Source organism: Microbacterium sp. 8M (assembly GCF_902506375.1).
GTDB lineage: Bacteria > Actinomycetota > Actinomycetes > Actinomycetales > Microbacteriaceae > Microbacterium.
Genome location: NZ_LR733284.1, coordinates 46,246 through 61,200 on the forward strand (window position 1 = coordinate 46,246; position 14,955 = coordinate 61,200).

Here is a 14,955-nt window from a genome sequence, read left to right on the forward strand (position 1 = left end):
GAACGTGGGCACATGCCGCGGCTACCCGTTCCGCGGCGCGTCCCGGCGTCGTACACAGCGCGGCGTCCGGACGGCACCGACCCGCGGTGCGACGACCGAAGGAGGCACCCCATGGCAAAGAACACTCGACGCATCGCGGTCGCCGCGCTCTCGGCGGCGACCGCAGCCCTCGCGCTCGCCGGATGCAGCCTGTCCGCTTCGGCGAACGGACCGTCGGCGGGCGCCTCCGCGGGCAGCACCGTCTACTTCGGCGTCTCGTCCGCGACCACCGGCCAGTACGCGCAGTACGGCGAGCAGTTCAAGAAGGCGTTCGACCTCGCCGTCGAAGAGGTCAACAAGGACGGCGGCATCAACGGCCACCCGGTCGCACTCAAGTACGAGGACTCGCAGTCCGACCCCAAGCAGTCGGTGACCGTGGCGCAGAAGTTCGTCAACGACCCGCAGATCTCGCTCGTGTTCGGCGACTACTCCTCGGCGGCGTCCATCCCGGCCTCCCCGATCTACACCGCCGGCAAGCTGCTGCAGTACGGCTTCAACAACTCCAACCCGGACTTCACCGCCAAGGGCACGCAGTACCAGTGGTCCAGCGCCATCACCACCAGCGCCAGCTACACCTGGACGGCCGACTACATCAAGAAGCAGGGCGTCGACTCGATCGGCGTCACCTACCTGAACACCGCTGACTGGGGCATCCCCGCCTTCCAGGCGTTCAAGGCCGAGGCCGACAAGATCGGGCTGAAGATCACCGACGCGGAAGCCATCGACCCCACGTCCGACGACTACCGTCCGTCGCTCACCAAGGCCGTCGCGGGCAACCCGAAGGCGTTCGCGCACGTCGGCTACGGACCGGACGCCGCGAAGCTCGTGACCCAGCTGCGTGCGATCGGCTTCACCGGCACGTTCTACGGCGGCCAGGACGAGCAGTCCTTCGACGCGACGCCCGACGCCGAGGGCTCGATCATCGGCACCGAGTTCGTGGCCAGCAGCAAGGCGCCCGAGGTGCAGGCGTTCGTCAAGGCGTTCAAGAAGAAGTACCCGGAGGAGAAGGAGGTCACCCTCTTCGAGGCCGGCGCCTACGACGCGCTGCACGTCGCCGTGGCCGCCGCGAAGAAGGGCGGCACCGACCGCGCCGGCATCCTCAAGGGCTTCCAGGAGATCCAGGACGTCCCGAGCGTCGTCTACGGCAAGCTCTCCTTCGACAAGGACACCCGTCGCCCGGCCTCGCCGCAGCTGACCCCCACCGTGCTGAAGAACGGTGCCTGGGTCGCGATCGAGGACTGATCCGCCTCCATGCTCGATACTCTGATCGCCGGCCTGCTCCGGGGGAACGTCTACGCCCTCGGAGCGGTCGGCATCTCTCTCGTCTTCGGCGTCATGAACGTCGTCAACTTCGCGCAGTTCTCCTTCTTCGGGCTCGGCGCGATGCTGGCGTGGTTCTTCGTGGCGCAGCTGCACCAGCCGTTCTGGATCGCCCTGCCGCTGGTGCTCGCGATCTGCGCGGTGCTGGGCCTGGTGATCAACCTCGCCGTGGTGCGTCCGCTCGCCAAGTACCTGCCGCTCGCCGCGATGCTGTCCACCTACGCGGTCGCGCAGATCCTGGACAACGGATCCCAGCTCGCCTTCTCCGCGCAGTTCCGCTCGTTCCCGCAGGTGCTGCCCACCGCGAACCTGCACATCGGGAACATGCGGTTCGGCACCTCGGATCTGGTGATGCTGGGCGTCACCGCCGTCGTCATGATCGCGATGTCGCTGTTCCTCAAGTACGGCCGCACCGGTCGCGCGATCCGCGCCACCGCGCAGGACCAGGAGGCGGCCCTGCAGATGGGCATCCCGGTCGGATCCGTGCAGAACATCTCCTTCGTGATCGCCTCGGCCCTGGGCGGCCTCGCCGGCATCTTCTTCTCGCTGTACATCGGGGTCGTCAACCCCGTCTCCGGGCTCAACATCGGCATGACGGCGTTCGTCGCCGCGGCCCTCGGCGGACTCGGATCCCTCGTCGGCGCCGTCATCGGCGGCTTCGTGCTGGGGATCCTCGAGGCGTTCGGCATCTACTGGTTCGGCGACGCCACGCGCCAGATCATCGTCTTCGTCGTGCTGCTGGTCGTGCTCGTGGTGCGCCCTGGCGGCCTGCTCGGCAAGGTGCCGCTCATCTCGACCGAGCCGCTCACCGGCACGTTCCTCGGCAAGGGGCGCCCGCTGCGCATCCCGCGCTGGGTGTGGATCGCCGGCTTCGTGGTGCTGGGCGTGCTGGTGCCGGTGCTCGCCGACACCTACGTGCTCACCACGGGGACCCAGGTGCTCATCTACGCCATCATCGCCGCCGGGTTCACGGTCACCGCGGGGCAGGCCGGCGTGCTCGCGCTCGGCCAGGCCGGGCCCATCGCGATCGGCGCCTACCTCTCGGCGCTGCTGAGCGTGCACCTGCACCTGCCGTTCTGGCTCGCGCTGCCCATCGCCGGCATCGGGGCGGCCGTGATCGCCTCGGTCCTCGCCTCGCCGATCTGGGGAGTGAAGGGCCACTACATCTCGATCGCCACGCTCGGGCTCGGCATCGCGATCGTCGCCGTGATCCAGCTGCTCGTGCCCCAGGGCGTGTACGGCATCCCCGTGCCGTCGATCGCGGGGATCGACCTGAACACGCCGCTCGCGTACTACCTCATCGACTTCGTGGTGCTCGTGCTCACGCTGCTGGTGATGTGGCGGATCCGCCGATCGCACCTGGGCACGGTGATCGCCTCGGTCGGATCCGACGAGGTGGCCGCGCTCGCCTCCGGCGTGCGGGTGCGCGACTACAAGGCGCTGGCCTTCGCGATCTCGGCCTTCTTCGCCGGCATCGGCGGATCCCTCCTGGCCCATCAGTACACGTACATCGACACCACGATGTTCACGATGCTGATGTCGCTGCTCGTCGTCACGATCGTGATCCTCGGCGGCGTGGGCCTGCCCTACGGCGCGGTCGTGGGATCGGTCGTGCTCATCGGGGCGATGGAGCTGCTCCGGTTCACGCCGGAGTGGCGGATCATCGTCTACGGCCTCGTGCTCATCCTCGTCGTGCGCTTCCGGCCCGGCGGCGTCCTGGTGAGGAACTCATGACCGCCCTGCTCGACGTGAAGGATCTGCAGCGCCACTTCGAGGGCGTGCGCGCCGTGGACGGCGTCTCGTTCCAGGTGCAGCCGCACGAGGTGGTCTCGATCATCGGCCCGAACGGATCCGGCAAGACCACCACGCTCAACCTCGTCACCGGCACGATCCCGTCGCACGGCGGCACGATCGCCCTCGACGGCACCCGGATCGACCACGCGAAGACCGTGGACATCGCCGAGCACGGCATCGCGCGCACCTTCCAGAACGGGCGCGTGTTCGCGACGCTCTCGGTCGCCGACAACATCGAGGTCGGGATCCACTCGCAGCTGCGGGCCCACCGGCCGTTCCGCCGGCTCTCGCATGTGTTCCTGCTGCGCTGGATCCCCCTCCTCGCCGAGCTGTTCGTGGCGATCTTCGGAACCCCGGCGGCGCGCAGGGAGCGGGGCGAGATCGACGCGGTCGTCGACCTCGAGGTCGACCGGTTCGAGGCGCGGCTCGGGCCGCGGCGCAACGACCCGGCGTACACGCTCAGTTACGCCAACCGCCGCCGCACCGAGATCGCGCGGGCGCTCGCACTGCAGCCGAAGCTGCTCGTGCTGGACGAGCCGACGGCCGGCATGAACCAGTCCGAGACCGCCGAGGTGCTCGCGCAGCTGCTAGAGCTGAAGGCCGCGGGGCAGGCGATCCTGCTCGTCGAGCACAAGCTGGATCTCGTGATGACGGTCTCCGACCGGGTCATCGTCATGGACGGCGGCCGGATCATCGCGTCCGGGGATCCGGAGAGCGTGCGCAACGACCCGGCGGTGATCGAGGCCTACCTCGGCCGGCGCCGGGAAGCCCCGGGTTCGTTGAGCGAGGACGAGCGCAGCGAGACCGAGACGAAACGCGGCGATCTCGCGGACTCCGCCGAGGAGGGATCCGCATGACGGCGCTGCTGAGCCTGGACGCCCTGAACGTCTACTACGGACCCTTCCACGCGCTGCGCGGGGTGTCGATCGAGGTCGGCGAGGGCGAGATCGTGTCGCTGCTCGGCGGCAACGCCTCGGGCAAGTCCACCACGATGAAGTCGATCCTCGGCCTGAACCGGGTCAAGGACGGGCGGATCTCGTTCGCGGGCGCCGACATCACGCATCGGTCCACGGCCAAGCGGGTGCGGGCCGGCATCGCGAGCGTGCCCGAGGCGCGACGCGTCTTCCCGCAGATGACCGTGGACGAGAACCTGTACGCGGGTGCGTACACCCGCCGCGACCGCGCGGGCATCGCGGAGGACATCGAGCGGATGCGGGAGCACTTCCCGCGCCTGGCCGAGCGGCGCCGCCAGGAGGCGGGCACGCTCTCCGGCGGCGAGCAGCAGATGCTCGCGTTCGCCCGCGCGCTGATGAGCCGGCCGCGGCTGATCTGCATGGACGAGCCGACCATGGGACTCTCGCCCAAGCTCGTCGACCAGGTGCTCGACGAGATCGCACGGCTCAACCGCGAGCTCGGGGTGGCCGTGCTGCTGGTGGAGCAGCAGGCCGAGCTCGCGCTGTCGATCGCGTCGCGCGGCTACGTGCTGGCGACGGGCGAGATCGTCGCCGAGGGATCCGCGCAGGAGCTCCTGCACGATCCCCGCATCCAGGAGGCCTATCTCGGAAGGAGCGGCTCATGACCGCAGCAACCGGCGCGGAACGCGCGTCTTCGGCACGACCCCGGCTCGGGTTCTTCACGCGGGTGCTCGATGACGCCCCGCCCGCCGAGCGCTACCGGCTGGCGCTCGAGCAGATCCGCACCGCGGAGCGGCTCGGCTTCGACTCCGCGTGGGTGGCGCAGCACCACTTCCACGCCGGCGAGGGCGGTCTGCCCTCGCCGTTCGTGTTCCTCGCGCACGCCGCGGCCCGGACCACGCGCCTGGTGCTCGGTACGAGCATCGTGACGCTGCCGCTCGAGGAGCCGTTGCGGGTGGCGGAGGATGCGGCCGTGCTGTCGCTGCTCGCGGGCGGACGCTTCGAGCTCGGCGTGGGCAGCGGCGGCACCCCGAGCTCGTTCCCGCCGTTCGGGCACGACCCCAAGGAGCGCGGCGCGATCTACGCCCGCCACCTCGAGCGCCTGCGCGAAGCCCTGCGCGGCGACGAGCTCACCGCGGATGGCGGCAGCCTGTATCCCGCGGCGCCCGAGGTGCTCGACACCCTCTGGCAGGCCACCTTCTCGCCCGAGGGGGCGGCGCGCATCGGCGCGACAGGATCCGGGCTCATGCTGTCGAAGTCGCAGCCGCACACCGTCGGATCCGGCGTCACCGCGCTCGCCGACACTCAGCGGCTCGTGATCGACGCGTACACGGCGGCCCTGCCGTCCGGCGTCGCACCGCGCACGTTCGCCTCGCGCGGCCTGGTCGTGGTGGACGACGAGGCCGACGCCGCCCGGCTCGTGCGGCGCGGTATCGAGCGGTCGCTGCCCTCCGCCCGGGCGCTCGGCATCCACGTGCCCGACGACGCGAGCGACGAGGAGCTGCGGATCCTGTTCGACCTGCACGTGGGGACGCCGGCGCGGATCATCGAGGAGCTCTCGCAGGACCACGTGCTCACCTCGGCCACCGACATCGTGTTCCAGTCGCACCCGGTCGACCCGCCACACGAAGTGCTGCTGCGCTCCCTCGAGCTCATCGCCGCCGAGGTCGCCCCGGCGCTCGGCTGGAGCCCGGCAGGATCCGAAGGCCGGACCCTGAGCTCGTCGAAGGGTCCGGACGTCGCTTCGAGTGCTTCGACGGGCTCAGCAACCGGTGACGACACCCTGACCATCGCAGAGGAGAGCCATGTCTGATCTCATCGACGACCTCGTCGGCATCGCGCCGGGCGACCCGCTCGATGCGCTGCGCGCCAAGCGCCCGGTCGCCCGCAGCGACGCCCAGGCCACCTATGACGGGCTCATCACGGCACCTGCCGACCTGACCAGGGCGACGGCGGCGGAACGGGCGGCCATCGGCTACTGGGTGGCGTCCCTGAGTCGTGCCGACCGCCTCGCCGACCATTACCGCGCGCTGCTGGATGCGGTCGACCCGGCGGTGCGGTCGGCGATCGACGACGCGCTGCCCGGCGCGCTCACGACCGGGCCGTACGGCTCGTACCCGGAGGGGCCGCTGAGCGTCGAGGACGAGGACGGCCTGCACTGGGTCGCCCGCCCGGAGCTGCGCCACGGCGTGGGGGAGCGGCTCGCCGCGGCGCTCGAGCACGCGCACCTGCTCACCTACCGGCCGCGCGACGCGAGCCCGGACGCCCTGCAGAACCTGCTCGACGCAGGCTGGAGCACCGACGGCGTCGTCACCGTGTCGCAGCTCGTCGCGTTCACCCACTTCCAGCTCCGCGTGATAGCGGGGCTCAGCGTGCTCAAGGATCTCATCGTCGGCAAGGAGGCGATCTGACATGGCCGAGCAGGTTCTGCGTCACCCCGAGGTGACCCCGCCGCACGTCTTCACGCAGGAGGAGCTCGGCTGGGTGCCGTGGCTCGAGCCGAAGCCCGAGGCCGAGCTCACCGAGGACGACTACACCGCCCTCGTCGAGCGCTCCCGTGCCGCCAGCCCGTACTTCCGCCTGCTCGTGCGCGATCCCGTCGTGCTGGGGGCGCGCACCCGCGCCGACAACGACATCTTCTACAACACCGATGCCGGCCTCGGCCGGGCCGAGCGGGAGGTCTCCGCCGCCGCCGCGTCGCGCGTCAACGGCTGCCTGTTCTGCGCCTCGGTGCACTCCCGGTTCGCCACGATCCAGGCGCCCTCGCGCCGCGACGACGTGCAGCGGCTGCTGGACGAGGGCATCGACGGCGAGCAGGACGAGCGCTGGACCGCGATCATCGAGGCCGCCGCGGCGCTGACGGCCACCCCGTCGCGGTTCGGCGCCGCGCATGTGGAGGCGCTGCGCGCGGCGGGCCTGGACGACCAGGCGATCGTCGATGTGGTGCAGAGCGCGGCGTTCTTCAACTGGGCCAACCGGCTCATGCTGTCGCTCGGCGAGCCCACGCCGCCCGCGCCCAAGGGCTGAGCCGGATCCGGGAGTTGGCCGGATCCCGGGAGCTGACCCGCGTCGGCGCCCCCTCCCCGCGTCGGCGCCCCCTCGTGGTGGCGTCGATGCGAGGGGGCGTGGGCGGTCCGAGGGGGCGTCGGCGAATCGCCCAGCGGCGGGTTGCGGTGTCGCCGTGCCGGAGTAGCTTCAGGGCATGAGCACGGCAGCGGATCACCGGGAGCTGGCCGAGGAGCTGCGCACCGCGGTATCGCGGGGCCTCGACCCCGGCGCGACCGCCGACGCGATGCGGATCGGCGCCGGCGGGGAGGCGGACCTCGCGCCGCCGTACGCCGAGCTGGCCCGCACGATCGGCGCCGCCTCCTACCGGGTCACCGACGAGCAGGTCGCCGCGGCGCGCCAGCGGGCCGGGTCGGACCGCGGCGCGTTCGAGGTCGTCATGTCGGCGGGCATCGGCGCGGCGCTGCGCCGCTGGGACGCCGCGATCCGCGCGATCGACGAGGCCGGCGATGCGGCTCGCTGAGGTCGAGCGCGGCGACACCCTCGCGCGCCGGCTGCTGATCCGGGCGATCTCCCGCGTCGCCGGGTACCGTCTCCCGGACGCGGCCCGCGTCGCGTTCTACGACCGGCGGTTCGCCGGCCCCGCGCTGGGGCGCTGGACGCAGCGGGCGATGCGCGGGCCGAGCGCGTGGTCGGTGTCCGAGCGCGAGCTCATGGCCGCCGTGGTCGCGTCCTGGAACACGTGCCCGTTCTGCGTCGGCGCGCACCGCGCGATCTCGGTGCGCGGGATGGACCCCGCGGTCGCGGACGCGGTGCTCGCCGACTACCGCACGGCGCCGATCGACGAGCGGCTGCGGGCGACCCTCGCCTTCCTCGAGAGGATGACGAAGGATCCGGACGGGCTGTCGGCCTCGGATGCGCGCGCCGCGCTGAACGCCGGCGTCACGGCCGCCCAGCTGGAGGACGCGGCGGCGGTCGCCGCGGTGTTCGCGGTGATCACCCGCAACGCCAACGCGCTCGACTTCGAGATCCCGACGGCGGACGAGTTCGATCGGGCCGCCGGCATGCTGCTGCGGCGCGGCTACTCCTGACGCTCGCCCGGAGGGCCCCTGCCGCTTCCGGAGCCGCGAGAAACCAGATCCAGCATGAGACCTGCCCGCAGACGTGAGGTCTCATGCCGAAAGTGATGTCTCGCGGATCCGAGAGGGCGCCGCCTACTTCTTCTGCGGGGCGAACGGGGTGCCCAGCTGCTGCGCCAGCGCCTGGAAGATGCGGGTCGCGGGCGAGCTGCAGGGCAGATCCGTCGGGTTGTCGGTGAGGGTGCGGGCATCGCTCGGGCAGCCGCCCGAGGGGATGTCGCTGTTCACCATGGTGATGATCGTGGTGTCGTCCTTGGTGCTGTAGAACATCGCCGTGTTGTACCCGGGCAGCTCTCCGCTGTGCCCGACCCAGCCGTTCTGGCACCCCCAGCCGATGCCGTAGCCGCCGTTGCCGGGGCCGTTGAACTCGCGGAACGACGTGAGACGCTCGATCTGCGCCTTCGCCGGCACGAGACCCGCCCCGGTGGCCTCCGCCCGGCCGAATCGCAGCAGATCCTGCGCGCTCGAGATCAGCTCGCCCGCGGTCCAGCCCCACGACGGGTTCCAGTTGGTCGTGTTCGCCGGGGCGTCCGGTGTGCCGTGCCCGCCCTGCAGGGTGAAGCCCTGCGCGTGCGGATCCGGGAACGTGCCGGATCCGGCCGGGAAGATCGTGTGCGTGAGCCCGAGCGGGGTGAGGATCTTCTCCGCCAGCACGTCCTGGTAGCTCTTGCCGGTCACCTTCTGGATGACGAAGCCGAGCAGGATCGTGTTGGTGTTGGAGTAGTCGAACGCGGTGCCCGGCGCGAAATCCTGCGGCGGGAGCGAGATGCCGACCTTGAGCAGCTCCTCGGGCGTCCACACGCGCTCCGTCTCGGAGAAGAAGATCTTCTGCCACGCCGGATCCTTCGTGTAGCTCGTCACGGAACTGGACATGTCCGCGAGCTCCCGGATCGTGACCTCGTCGCCGCGGGGCACGCCGTCGACGTACTTCGAGATCTTGTCGTCGAGGCTGAGCTTCCCCTCGGCCGCGAGCTGCATCGTCAGGGTGCCCGTGAACGGCTTGGTGATGGATCCGACGCGCTGGTAGATGTCGGTCGTCATCGGAGCGCCGGTGGCCGGGTCCGCCACGCCGTAGGCCTTCAGGAACAGCCCTTTTGGGGACTGCACCGCGACGACTGCGCCCTTCGCCGAGGTCTGCGCCCAGGCGGCCTGCGCCGTGGTGTCGAGCGCGGCCGCGAGGTCCGCGGGCGGCTCGGACGTCGGCAGGTCGGCGGTGCGCGCGACCACGGCGGACGGATCCGCGACGCAGGTCGACACGGCCGGCACCGTGGAGGTCGGGGTGCTGCTGCCGGTCGCGGTAGGCCCGGTCGACGGCTGCCCGGAGCAGCCCGCGAGCAGGAGCAGGGTGGCCGCGAGCGCCAGCGGCTTCGCGAGACGTGCGGTGACCATGACGGTGTCCCTCCGGCGATCGGCCTCTCCCACTCAGACTCTGGCACGCGCTCCGGCCGCGAGGAATAGACGTAGACCCATTCCGGCGTCGACCCGGCCCCGGGAGACTGGAGCACGCATGGGGATGCTCGAGAGCCGGGGGGCCGCACCGCGCGAGCGGTGCGGTGCAACCGTTCAGGAGGGTCGCGATGAGGGCAGGGACCAGGCGAGGTGCGGCGTCCACCGCACTGCTCGCGATCGCGGCACTCGTCGCAGGTTGCGCGGACGGCGGCGCTGCGGGGCCGCCGTCCCCCTCCGCCTCGATCACCGCCGACGCCGGCGCACTGCAGGCGCAGTTCGACGAGCTCGCGACCGAGCTGGGCGTGCCCGGTGCGGCGATGCTCGTGCGCACTCCGCAGGGCGAGGTCACGGCCGTGTTCGGCGTGACGCAGCTGCACGGATCCACGCCGGTCTCCCTCGACGACCACATCCGGATCGGATCCAACACGAAGACGATGACCGCAACCGTGATCCTGCAGCTCGTGCAGGAGGGCCGGATCGCGCTCTCGGACAAGGTCGCGAAGTACCGCCCCGACGTGCCGAACGGCAACCGGATCACGATCGAGCAGCTGCTGACGATGCGCAGCGGGCTGGCGAACTACACGACCACGCTCGCTCTCAACACGGCGCTCGACGAGCAGCCGCAGCGGGCGTGGAACCCCGAGGAGCTCGTGGCCATGGGGCTGGCCGAGCCTCCCGCGTTCCCGCCCGGCGACGACTGGATGTACTCCAACACGAACACGGTGCTGCTGGGCCTCATCGCGGAGCAGCTCGAGCGCAAACCGCTCGCCGAGATCTTCCAGGAGCGGCTGTTCACGCCCCTCGGGCTGCGCGAGACCTCGTATCCGGCCGCGGACGACGCCTCCCTTCCCGAGCCGTACTCGCACGGCTACATGTACTCCACCAACGTCGCCACCATGCAGACGAGCGAGCTGCCGCCCGATCAGCTCGCCCAGGCGAAGGCCGGCACGCTGCTGCCGAGCGACACCACGAACCTCAACCCGTCGTGGGCGGGCGCCGCCGGCGCGGGCATCTCGACCATCCGCGACCTCGCGCACTGGGTCGAGGCGCTCGGCGGGGGAGGCGTGCTCGGCCCCTCGCTGCAGAAGGAGCGCCTGGCGAGCGTGCAGCCGGTGCCCATCCCGCTGCCTCCTCTGCCCGACCCGCAGTACGGCTGGGGCATCGCGAAGATCGGGCCGCTCTACGGCCACACCGGGGAGCTGCCCGGCTACAACTCCTTCATGGGGTACGACCCCGTGCAGAAGGTGACGATCGTGGTCTGGACGAACCTCGCTCCCGCCGCCGACGGACGTCCGCCCGCCGCCACGATCGCCACGGCGCTCATGAAGAGCATCTACGGATCCTGACGATCCGAGGTCGAGGTCGTCCACGGGCTGTCGCGCGGGAGCCGTGCCCGCTCAGCGGTACTCCTCGGCGATCGACGCGAGGAACCGCAGCACCGCGAGCACGCGCCGGTGGTCGTCGCCGTCGACGGGCAGGCCCAAGGCCGTGTAGATGTGCGAGGTGTGCTGCACGACCGCCTTCTCGGAGAGGAACAGGTCGCTCGCGATCCGCGCGTTGCTGCGCCCCTGCGCCATGAGCGAGAGCACCTCGAGCTGGCGCGGGGTCAGGGATCCGACGGCGCCGCTCGCGCGGCTCGCCCGGGTGACGAGCACGGCGACGACCTCCGGATCCAGTGCGGTGCCGCCGGCGGCGACGCGGCGCAGGTCGGCGGTGAAGGTGGTCACGTCGGCGATGCGCTGCTTCAGCAGGTAGCCGAACCCGCCGCGGTTCTGGTCGAGCAGCTCGGTCGCGTAGCGCCGCTGCACATACTGCGAGAGCACGACGACGGCGATGCCCGGATGCGCCTCGCGGATCCGCAGTGCGGCGAGCAGACCCTCGTCGGTGTGCGTCGGGGGCATCCGGATGTCGGTGATCACGAGCTCGGGCTGCAGCCGCTCCACCTGCTCCTGCAGCTCCTCCGCGTCGCCGACGGCGGCGACCACGTCGAACCCGTCCTGCGCGAGCAGATGCCGCAGGCCCTCCCGCAGCAGCACCTCGTCCTCGCCGATGATCACGCGCATGGCAGCTCCACCCTCACCTCGGTGCCGTGTCCGGGATCCGATCGCAGCTCCAGCCGGCCGCCCAGCGCGTCCACCCGATCCAGCAGGCCGCGCAGGCCGGCGCCGCGATCCAGGCTCGCCCCGCCGATGCCGTTGTCGCGGACGTCGATGTGCAGGCGGCCCGCGTCCCCGCGCAGGGTGACGCGCACCCGCGACGCCTTCGAGTGCTTGACCGTGTTGGTCAGCGTCTCCGCGACGATGAAGTACGCCGTGTGCGCAGTCGTCGACGAGATCGCCGTGTCGTCGAGCTCGGCCTCCAGCGTCGCGGGGATCGAGAGCCGGTCGACGAGGTCCTCGGCGGCGGCGGTGAGCCCTCGTTCGGTGAGCGTGACCGGCAGCACGTTGTGCACGAGCCGGCGCAGATCCGCCGCGGCCTGATCGATGCCCTGCCGCAGCCGCGCCGACGCCTCGCTCGTGGCCGGGCTCGCGTCGGGTGCGTTCGCGATGGTCTGCGCGCCGAGTGCGAGCAGGACGAGCTGAACCTGGATCCCGTCGTGCAGATCCTGCGCGATGCGGGAGCGCTCGCGGTCCGCGGTCTCAACCAGCCGGATCCGGGACTGGCTGAGCGCCTCGTTGCTCGCGCGCAGCTCTGCCGTGAGCCGTTCCCGGTCGATCGCGAGGGCGAGCACCTCTCCCGCGCGCCGCACCGGAGCCGGATCCGCGGTCAGCCGGGTGTCGTAGACGATCGCCCCGACCAGACGCGGGCCGACGCGGATCTCGCACCAGCCGCGGTCGGCTCCCTGCTGCGCAGGATCGACCGGGACGCCCGTCTCGTCGACGTACTCCTCGCGCTCCTCGGACCAGTACACGACGCGCAGCGAGTCGTCGCCGAGGGTCGCGGCCAGGGCGCGGGTGACCGCGGGCCCTCCGGCCCCGGTGGCCCCGAGCCAGGCGCTCAACGGCTCCAGGTCGCCGGTGCGGCGGAAGCCGCCGAGCAGCACTCCCAGCAGGAACGCGACGGGGATCGCGGCGGAGATGATCAGCTGCGCGACCCCGCCGATCGCCGGATCCCACCCCAGCGCGCCGACGATCGTGGGCGCGAACGCCAGCAGCAGCACCGCCACGATGCCGTAGCCGAACAGGGGCAGCAGCACCCGGCGGTGGTCCCGGTCGGCGACGGCGAGGCGCCGGGCCAGCACGACCGCCGTGAGCACCATGACGGTGACCCCGAGGACCGTCTGCACCAGCGCGACCGCCGGCATCGCGGCGGGTGCGGTGAGGGACAGGAGCACGAGCGCCAGCTGGAACACCGGGCAGACGATCCAGCCCAGCACCACCGTGGTGACCGAGAGGCGTCCGCGCAGGCGCCCCGAGGGGAACGCGTGCAGCAGGTGCACGGTCATCGCCAGCGGGCTCGTCGCGAACACCGCGCTCGGCAGCGCCAGCCCTTCGACGTCGAGGTTGCCGAGACCGGACAGGAACAGTGCGACGCCGCCGATCACGAGCAGCACGCCGATGGCGTTGTGCGGCCGGCGCCACCACGCCAGCAGCCCCGCGGCCACCCAGATCCAGAACACCCCGGCGAACAGCCCCACCGCCCAGAGCGTGTCGGGGCTGCGCATCCCCACGGCGAGCTCCACCAGGCCCAGCAACAGCGCGAGCACGGCGATCACGATGAGCGCGGCCGGGAGGGGGTGGCCGGGGTGCGCACCCCCGCCCAGCGGCGGAGCGAGGGGCGGTGCGGACGGTTCGGGCGACACCGGCGGGGCAGGGGGCGCGGGAGGCGCGGGCGGACTCGCCGCCGGTGCGGGCGGCCCCGGGGGCGGTGCGGGCGGCCCGGCGGGCGGCTGCGGTGGCTCCGAGGGGTCCGGCCCAGGCGCAGGGTCCGGCGCAGGCGCAGGCGCAGGGGCGGGCGCCGGCGGCGGCGCGGAAGGATCCGGGTTGTCCGGCTGCTGCGGATCGGGCTCGGCCGGGAGATCAGGCGTGCTGTTCACTCGGAGTCCTCCTTGCGGTGACCGGGAAGGCGCCGCGGCGGGCCTTCCAGACGATGCGGGCGATGAGAAGCGGGATGGTGACGATCAGGAACAGCTGCGGGCGGGTCAGCCCGAGCCAGGCGACGTCGTTGCCGCGGACGAACTCGACGAAGAAGCGGAAGACCCCGTACGCGGCGATGTAGAGGGTGAGGGTCTCGCCGGCGGCGATGTCGCGATGCCGCAGCCAGAACCAGAGCAGGCAGAACGCGACGGCGTGGAAGACGATCTCGTACACGAAGCTCGGGTGCAGTGGCACGCTGGCGGGCGAGCCCACGCGGGCGGCCGCGGCCGGGTCGAGGACGATGCCCCAGCCGGTGCCGGTGGGCGCTCCGGGGCGCTCGGTGAACAGGCAGCCGAAGCGACCGATCGCCATCGCGATCGCCACGGCCGGCGCGAACAGGTCGCCGCTGCGCTCTCGGTATCCGACGATCTTCTTCGCCACATGCACGCCCAGCCAGGCACCCACCAGCGCGCTCAGGATCGAGGCGTTGCCGTGGGTGAGCTGCGAGACGAGATCCCGGTTCTTCGTCAGGTCGATGTGCTGTGCCCAGGTGCCCAGGCGGCTCAGGATCGCGGCGCCCAGCAGCGCGCCGAGCACGAGATACGCGACGCGAGGATCTGTGACGCCGCGCCGACGCCGCTCGATGAGGAAGACGATGCCCGCCGCGCCCAGCCCCAGCGCCACGAAGAAGCCGTGGGTCTCGAGCGGCGGCGCCCAGGGCCCGAGCAGATCCTGCAGTGTCGGGAACATCAGAACCGCCCGATCCAGAACATCACCCAGAACGGTGTCGCGACGGCCGCGAGCACCGCGAGCACGCTCAGGTACGCGAGCACGAGCCGGGTGTCGCCGAGCTTGCACTTCGAGCGCAGCAGCCCCTGGCGGCGGGCGCGCGTGTATCCGGCGATCGCGATGAGCGCGAAGCCCAGCACCGCGATCGGTCCGAGCAGGCACGCGATGAGCGCCACGGTCGTGAAGACGCACAGCCGCAGCGGGTCGAACGGGGGAGCGGGGGATCCGACGGTCTCGTCGTAGCGGTTCAGGCCGGCGAGGTCGAGCGGGGCGATGCCGGCGCCGAGTGTTTCGCTGGTCTGGAGTCCGCTCGCCGCGGTGTGAAACTCACTCGATCCGCGCGTTCCGCCCGGGGAACCGGCCGCGGTGGACCGGATCGACGCAGTCTCGGGCCGCTGTCCCCGACCATCGCCCCCCGCGACCATCGGC

Annotated in this window: 15 protein-coding genes; 10 read left to right on the forward strand and 5 right to left on the reverse strand. The window is 71.6% G+C overall.

The features are described 5' to 3' along the window. Nucleotides 1-111 precede the first annotated feature (111 nt). The 9 genes from AERO9AM_RS00230 to AERO9AM_RS00270 all read left to right on the forward strand — a co-directional run bounded on the left by AERO9AM_RS00230 (nucleotide 112) and on the right by AERO9AM_RS00270 (nucleotide 8,164). The gene (locus AERO9AM_RS00230; RefSeq protein ID WP_159574356.1) at nucleotides 112-1,281 is read left to right on the forward strand and encodes an ABC transporter substrate-binding protein; all 1,170 of its coding nucleotides are present in this window, start codon (nucleotides 112-114) and stop codon (nucleotides 1,279-1,281) included. A 9-nt stretch (nucleotides 1,282-1,290) separates the two neighbouring features. Beyond that, nucleotides 1,291-3,093 (forward strand): ABC transporter permease, encoded by a 1,803-nt coding sequence (locus AERO9AM_RS00235; protein ID WP_159574357.1) that lies wholly within the window; start codon nucleotides 1,291-1,293, stop codon nucleotides 3,091-3,093. After that, on the forward strand, nucleotides 3,090-4,010 hold the full coding sequence (locus AERO9AM_RS00240; RefSeq protein ID WP_201298534.1) for an ABC transporter ATP-binding protein: 921 nt from the start codon (nucleotides 3,090-3,092) through the stop codon (nucleotides 4,008-4,010). Before AERO9AM_RS00235 ends, AERO9AM_RS00240 begins: the two co-directional genes overlap by 4 nt. Further along, nucleotides 4,007-4,732, forward strand: coding sequence for an ABC transporter ATP-binding protein (locus AERO9AM_RS00245; protein ID WP_201298535.1), 726 nt, complete (start codon nucleotides 4,007-4,009; stop codon nucleotides 4,730-4,732). The genes AERO9AM_RS00240 and AERO9AM_RS00245 overlap by 4 nt, the downstream gene beginning before the upstream one ends. Then, on the forward strand, nucleotides 4,729-5,880 hold the full coding sequence (locus tag AERO9AM_RS00250; protein WP_159574358.1) for a putative FMN-dependent luciferase-like monooxygenase: 1,152 nt from the start codon (nucleotides 4,729-4,731) through the stop codon (nucleotides 5,878-5,880). Before AERO9AM_RS00245 ends, AERO9AM_RS00250 begins: the two co-directional genes overlap by 4 nt. After that, nucleotides 5,873-6,478 carry a CMD domain protein gene (locus AERO9AM_RS00255; protein ID WP_159574359.1) on the forward strand — a complete coding sequence of 202 codons (606 nt, stop codon included), beginning with the start codon at nucleotides 5,873-5,875 and terminating at the stop codon, nucleotides 6,476-6,478. Before AERO9AM_RS00250 ends, AERO9AM_RS00255 begins: the two co-directional genes overlap by 8 nt. A 1-nt stretch (nucleotide 6,479) precedes the next feature. After that, entirely contained in the window at nucleotides 6,480-7,094 is a 615-nt protein-coding gene (locus tag AERO9AM_RS00260) for an alkylhydroperoxidase domain protein (protein ID WP_159574360.1), read from the forward strand. 175 nt (nucleotides 7,095-7,269) lie between these two features. Then, entirely contained in the window at nucleotides 7,270-7,596 is a 327-nt protein-coding gene (locus tag AERO9AM_RS00265; protein ID WP_159574361.1) for a hypothetical protein, read from the forward strand. Beyond that, nucleotides 7,583-8,164 carry a carboxymuconolactone decarboxylase family protein gene (locus AERO9AM_RS00270; protein ID WP_201298536.1) on the forward strand — a complete coding sequence of 194 codons (582 nt, stop codon included), beginning with the start codon at nucleotides 7,583-7,585 and terminating at the stop codon, nucleotides 8,162-8,164. The genes AERO9AM_RS00265 and AERO9AM_RS00270 overlap by 14 nt, the downstream gene beginning before the upstream one ends. Nucleotides 8,165-8,287: 123 nt before the next feature. Here the strand turns inward: AERO9AM_RS00270 and AERO9AM_RS00275 are convergent, their stop codons facing one another. Further along, on the reverse strand, nucleotides 8,288-9,601 hold the full coding sequence (locus tag AERO9AM_RS00275) for a serine hydrolase domain-containing protein (protein ID WP_159574362.1): 1,314 nt from the start codon (nucleotides 9,599-9,601) through the stop codon (nucleotides 8,288-8,290). Between the two features lie 188 nt (nucleotides 9,602-9,789). Between AERO9AM_RS00275 and AERO9AM_RS00280 the strand changes: the two genes are divergently transcribed. Beyond that, on the forward strand, nucleotides 9,790-11,007 hold the full coding sequence (locus AERO9AM_RS00280) for a serine hydrolase domain-containing protein (RefSeq protein ID WP_159574363.1): 1,218 nt from the start codon (nucleotides 9,790-9,792) through the stop codon (nucleotides 11,005-11,007). A 51-nt stretch (nucleotides 11,008-11,058) separates the two neighbouring features. On the opposite strand, the gene AERO9AM_RS00285 is transcribed toward AERO9AM_RS00280, so the two are convergent. The 4 genes from AERO9AM_RS00285 to AERO9AM_RS17420 all read right to left on the reverse strand — a co-directional run bounded on the left by AERO9AM_RS00285 (nucleotide 11,059) and on the right by AERO9AM_RS17420 (nucleotide 14,951). Further along, nucleotides 11,059-11,724, reverse strand: coding sequence for a response regulator transcription factor (locus tag AERO9AM_RS00285; protein WP_159574364.1), 666 nt, complete (start codon nucleotides 11,722-11,724; stop codon nucleotides 11,059-11,061). Next, on the reverse strand, nucleotides 11,715-13,463 hold the full coding sequence (locus AERO9AM_RS00290; protein ID WP_159574365.1) for a sensor histidine kinase: 1,749 nt from the start codon (nucleotides 13,461-13,463) through the stop codon (nucleotides 11,715-11,717). Before AERO9AM_RS00290 ends, AERO9AM_RS00285 begins: the two co-directional genes overlap by 10 nt. 217 nt (nucleotides 13,464-13,680) lie before the next feature. Next, entirely contained in the window at nucleotides 13,681-14,487 is an 807-nt protein-coding gene (locus AERO9AM_RS00295; protein WP_159574366.1) for a prolipoprotein diacylglyceryl transferase, read from the reverse strand. Beyond that, nucleotides 14,487-14,951 (reverse strand): hypothetical protein, encoded by a 465-nt coding sequence (locus tag AERO9AM_RS17420; protein ID WP_236602428.1) that lies wholly within the window; start codon nucleotides 14,949-14,951, stop codon nucleotides 14,487-14,489. Before AERO9AM_RS17420 ends, AERO9AM_RS00295 begins: the two co-directional genes overlap by 1 nt. Nucleotides 14,952-14,955 lie beyond the last annotated feature (4 nt).

Bases quoted from the DNA above. Each gene is read 5' to 3' on its own strand.
- AERO9AM_RS00270 (WP_201298536.1), top strand. From the start codon at position 7,583: ATGCGGCTCGCTGAGGTCGAGCGCGGCGACACCCTCGCGCGCCGGCTG.
- AERO9AM_RS17420 (WP_236602428.1), bottom strand. From the start codon at position 14,951: ATGGTCGCGGGGGGCGATGGTCGGGGACAGCGGCCCGAGACTGCGTCG.
- AERO9AM_RS00235 (WP_159574357.1), top strand. From the start codon at position 1,291: ATGCTCGATACTCTGATCGCCGGCCTGCTCCGGGGGAACGTCTACGCC.
- AERO9AM_RS00275 (WP_159574362.1), bottom strand. From the start codon at position 9,601: ATGGTCACCGCACGTCTCGCGAAGCCGCTGGCGCTCGCGGCCACCCTG.
- AERO9AM_RS00265 (WP_159574361.1), top strand. From the start codon at position 7,270: ATGAGCACGGCAGCGGATCACCGGGAGCTGGCCGAGGAGCTGCGCACC.
- AERO9AM_RS00295 (WP_159574366.1), bottom strand. From the start codon at position 14,487: ATGTTCCCGACACTGCAGGATCTGCTCGGGCCCTGGGCGCCGCCGCTC.
- AERO9AM_RS00230 (WP_159574356.1), top strand. From the start codon at position 112: ATGGCAAAGAACACTCGACGCATCGCGGTCGCCGCGCTCTCGGCGGCG.
- AERO9AM_RS00260 (WP_159574360.1), top strand. From the start codon at position 6,480: ATGGCCGAGCAGGTTCTGCGTCACCCCGAGGTGACCCCGCCGCACGTC.
- AERO9AM_RS00255 (WP_159574359.1), top strand. From the start codon at position 5,873: ATGTCTGATCTCATCGACGACCTCGTCGGCATCGCGCCGGGCGACCCG.
- AERO9AM_RS00250 (WP_159574358.1), top strand. From the start codon at position 4,729: ATGACCGCAGCAACCGGCGCGGAACGCGCGTCTTCGGCACGACCCCGG.
- AERO9AM_RS00280 (WP_159574363.1), top strand. From the start codon at position 9,790: ATGAGGGCAGGGACCAGGCGAGGTGCGGCGTCCACCGCACTGCTCGCG.
- AERO9AM_RS00245 (WP_201298535.1), top strand. From the start codon at position 4,007: ATGACGGCGCTGCTGAGCCTGGACGCCCTGAACGTCTACTACGGACCC.
- AERO9AM_RS00240 (WP_201298534.1), top strand. From the start codon at position 3,090: ATGACCGCCCTGCTCGACGTGAAGGATCTGCAGCGCCACTTCGAGGGC.
- AERO9AM_RS00285 (WP_159574364.1), bottom strand. From the start codon at position 11,724: ATGCGCGTGATCATCGGCGAGGACGAGGTGCTGCTGCGGGAGGGCCTG.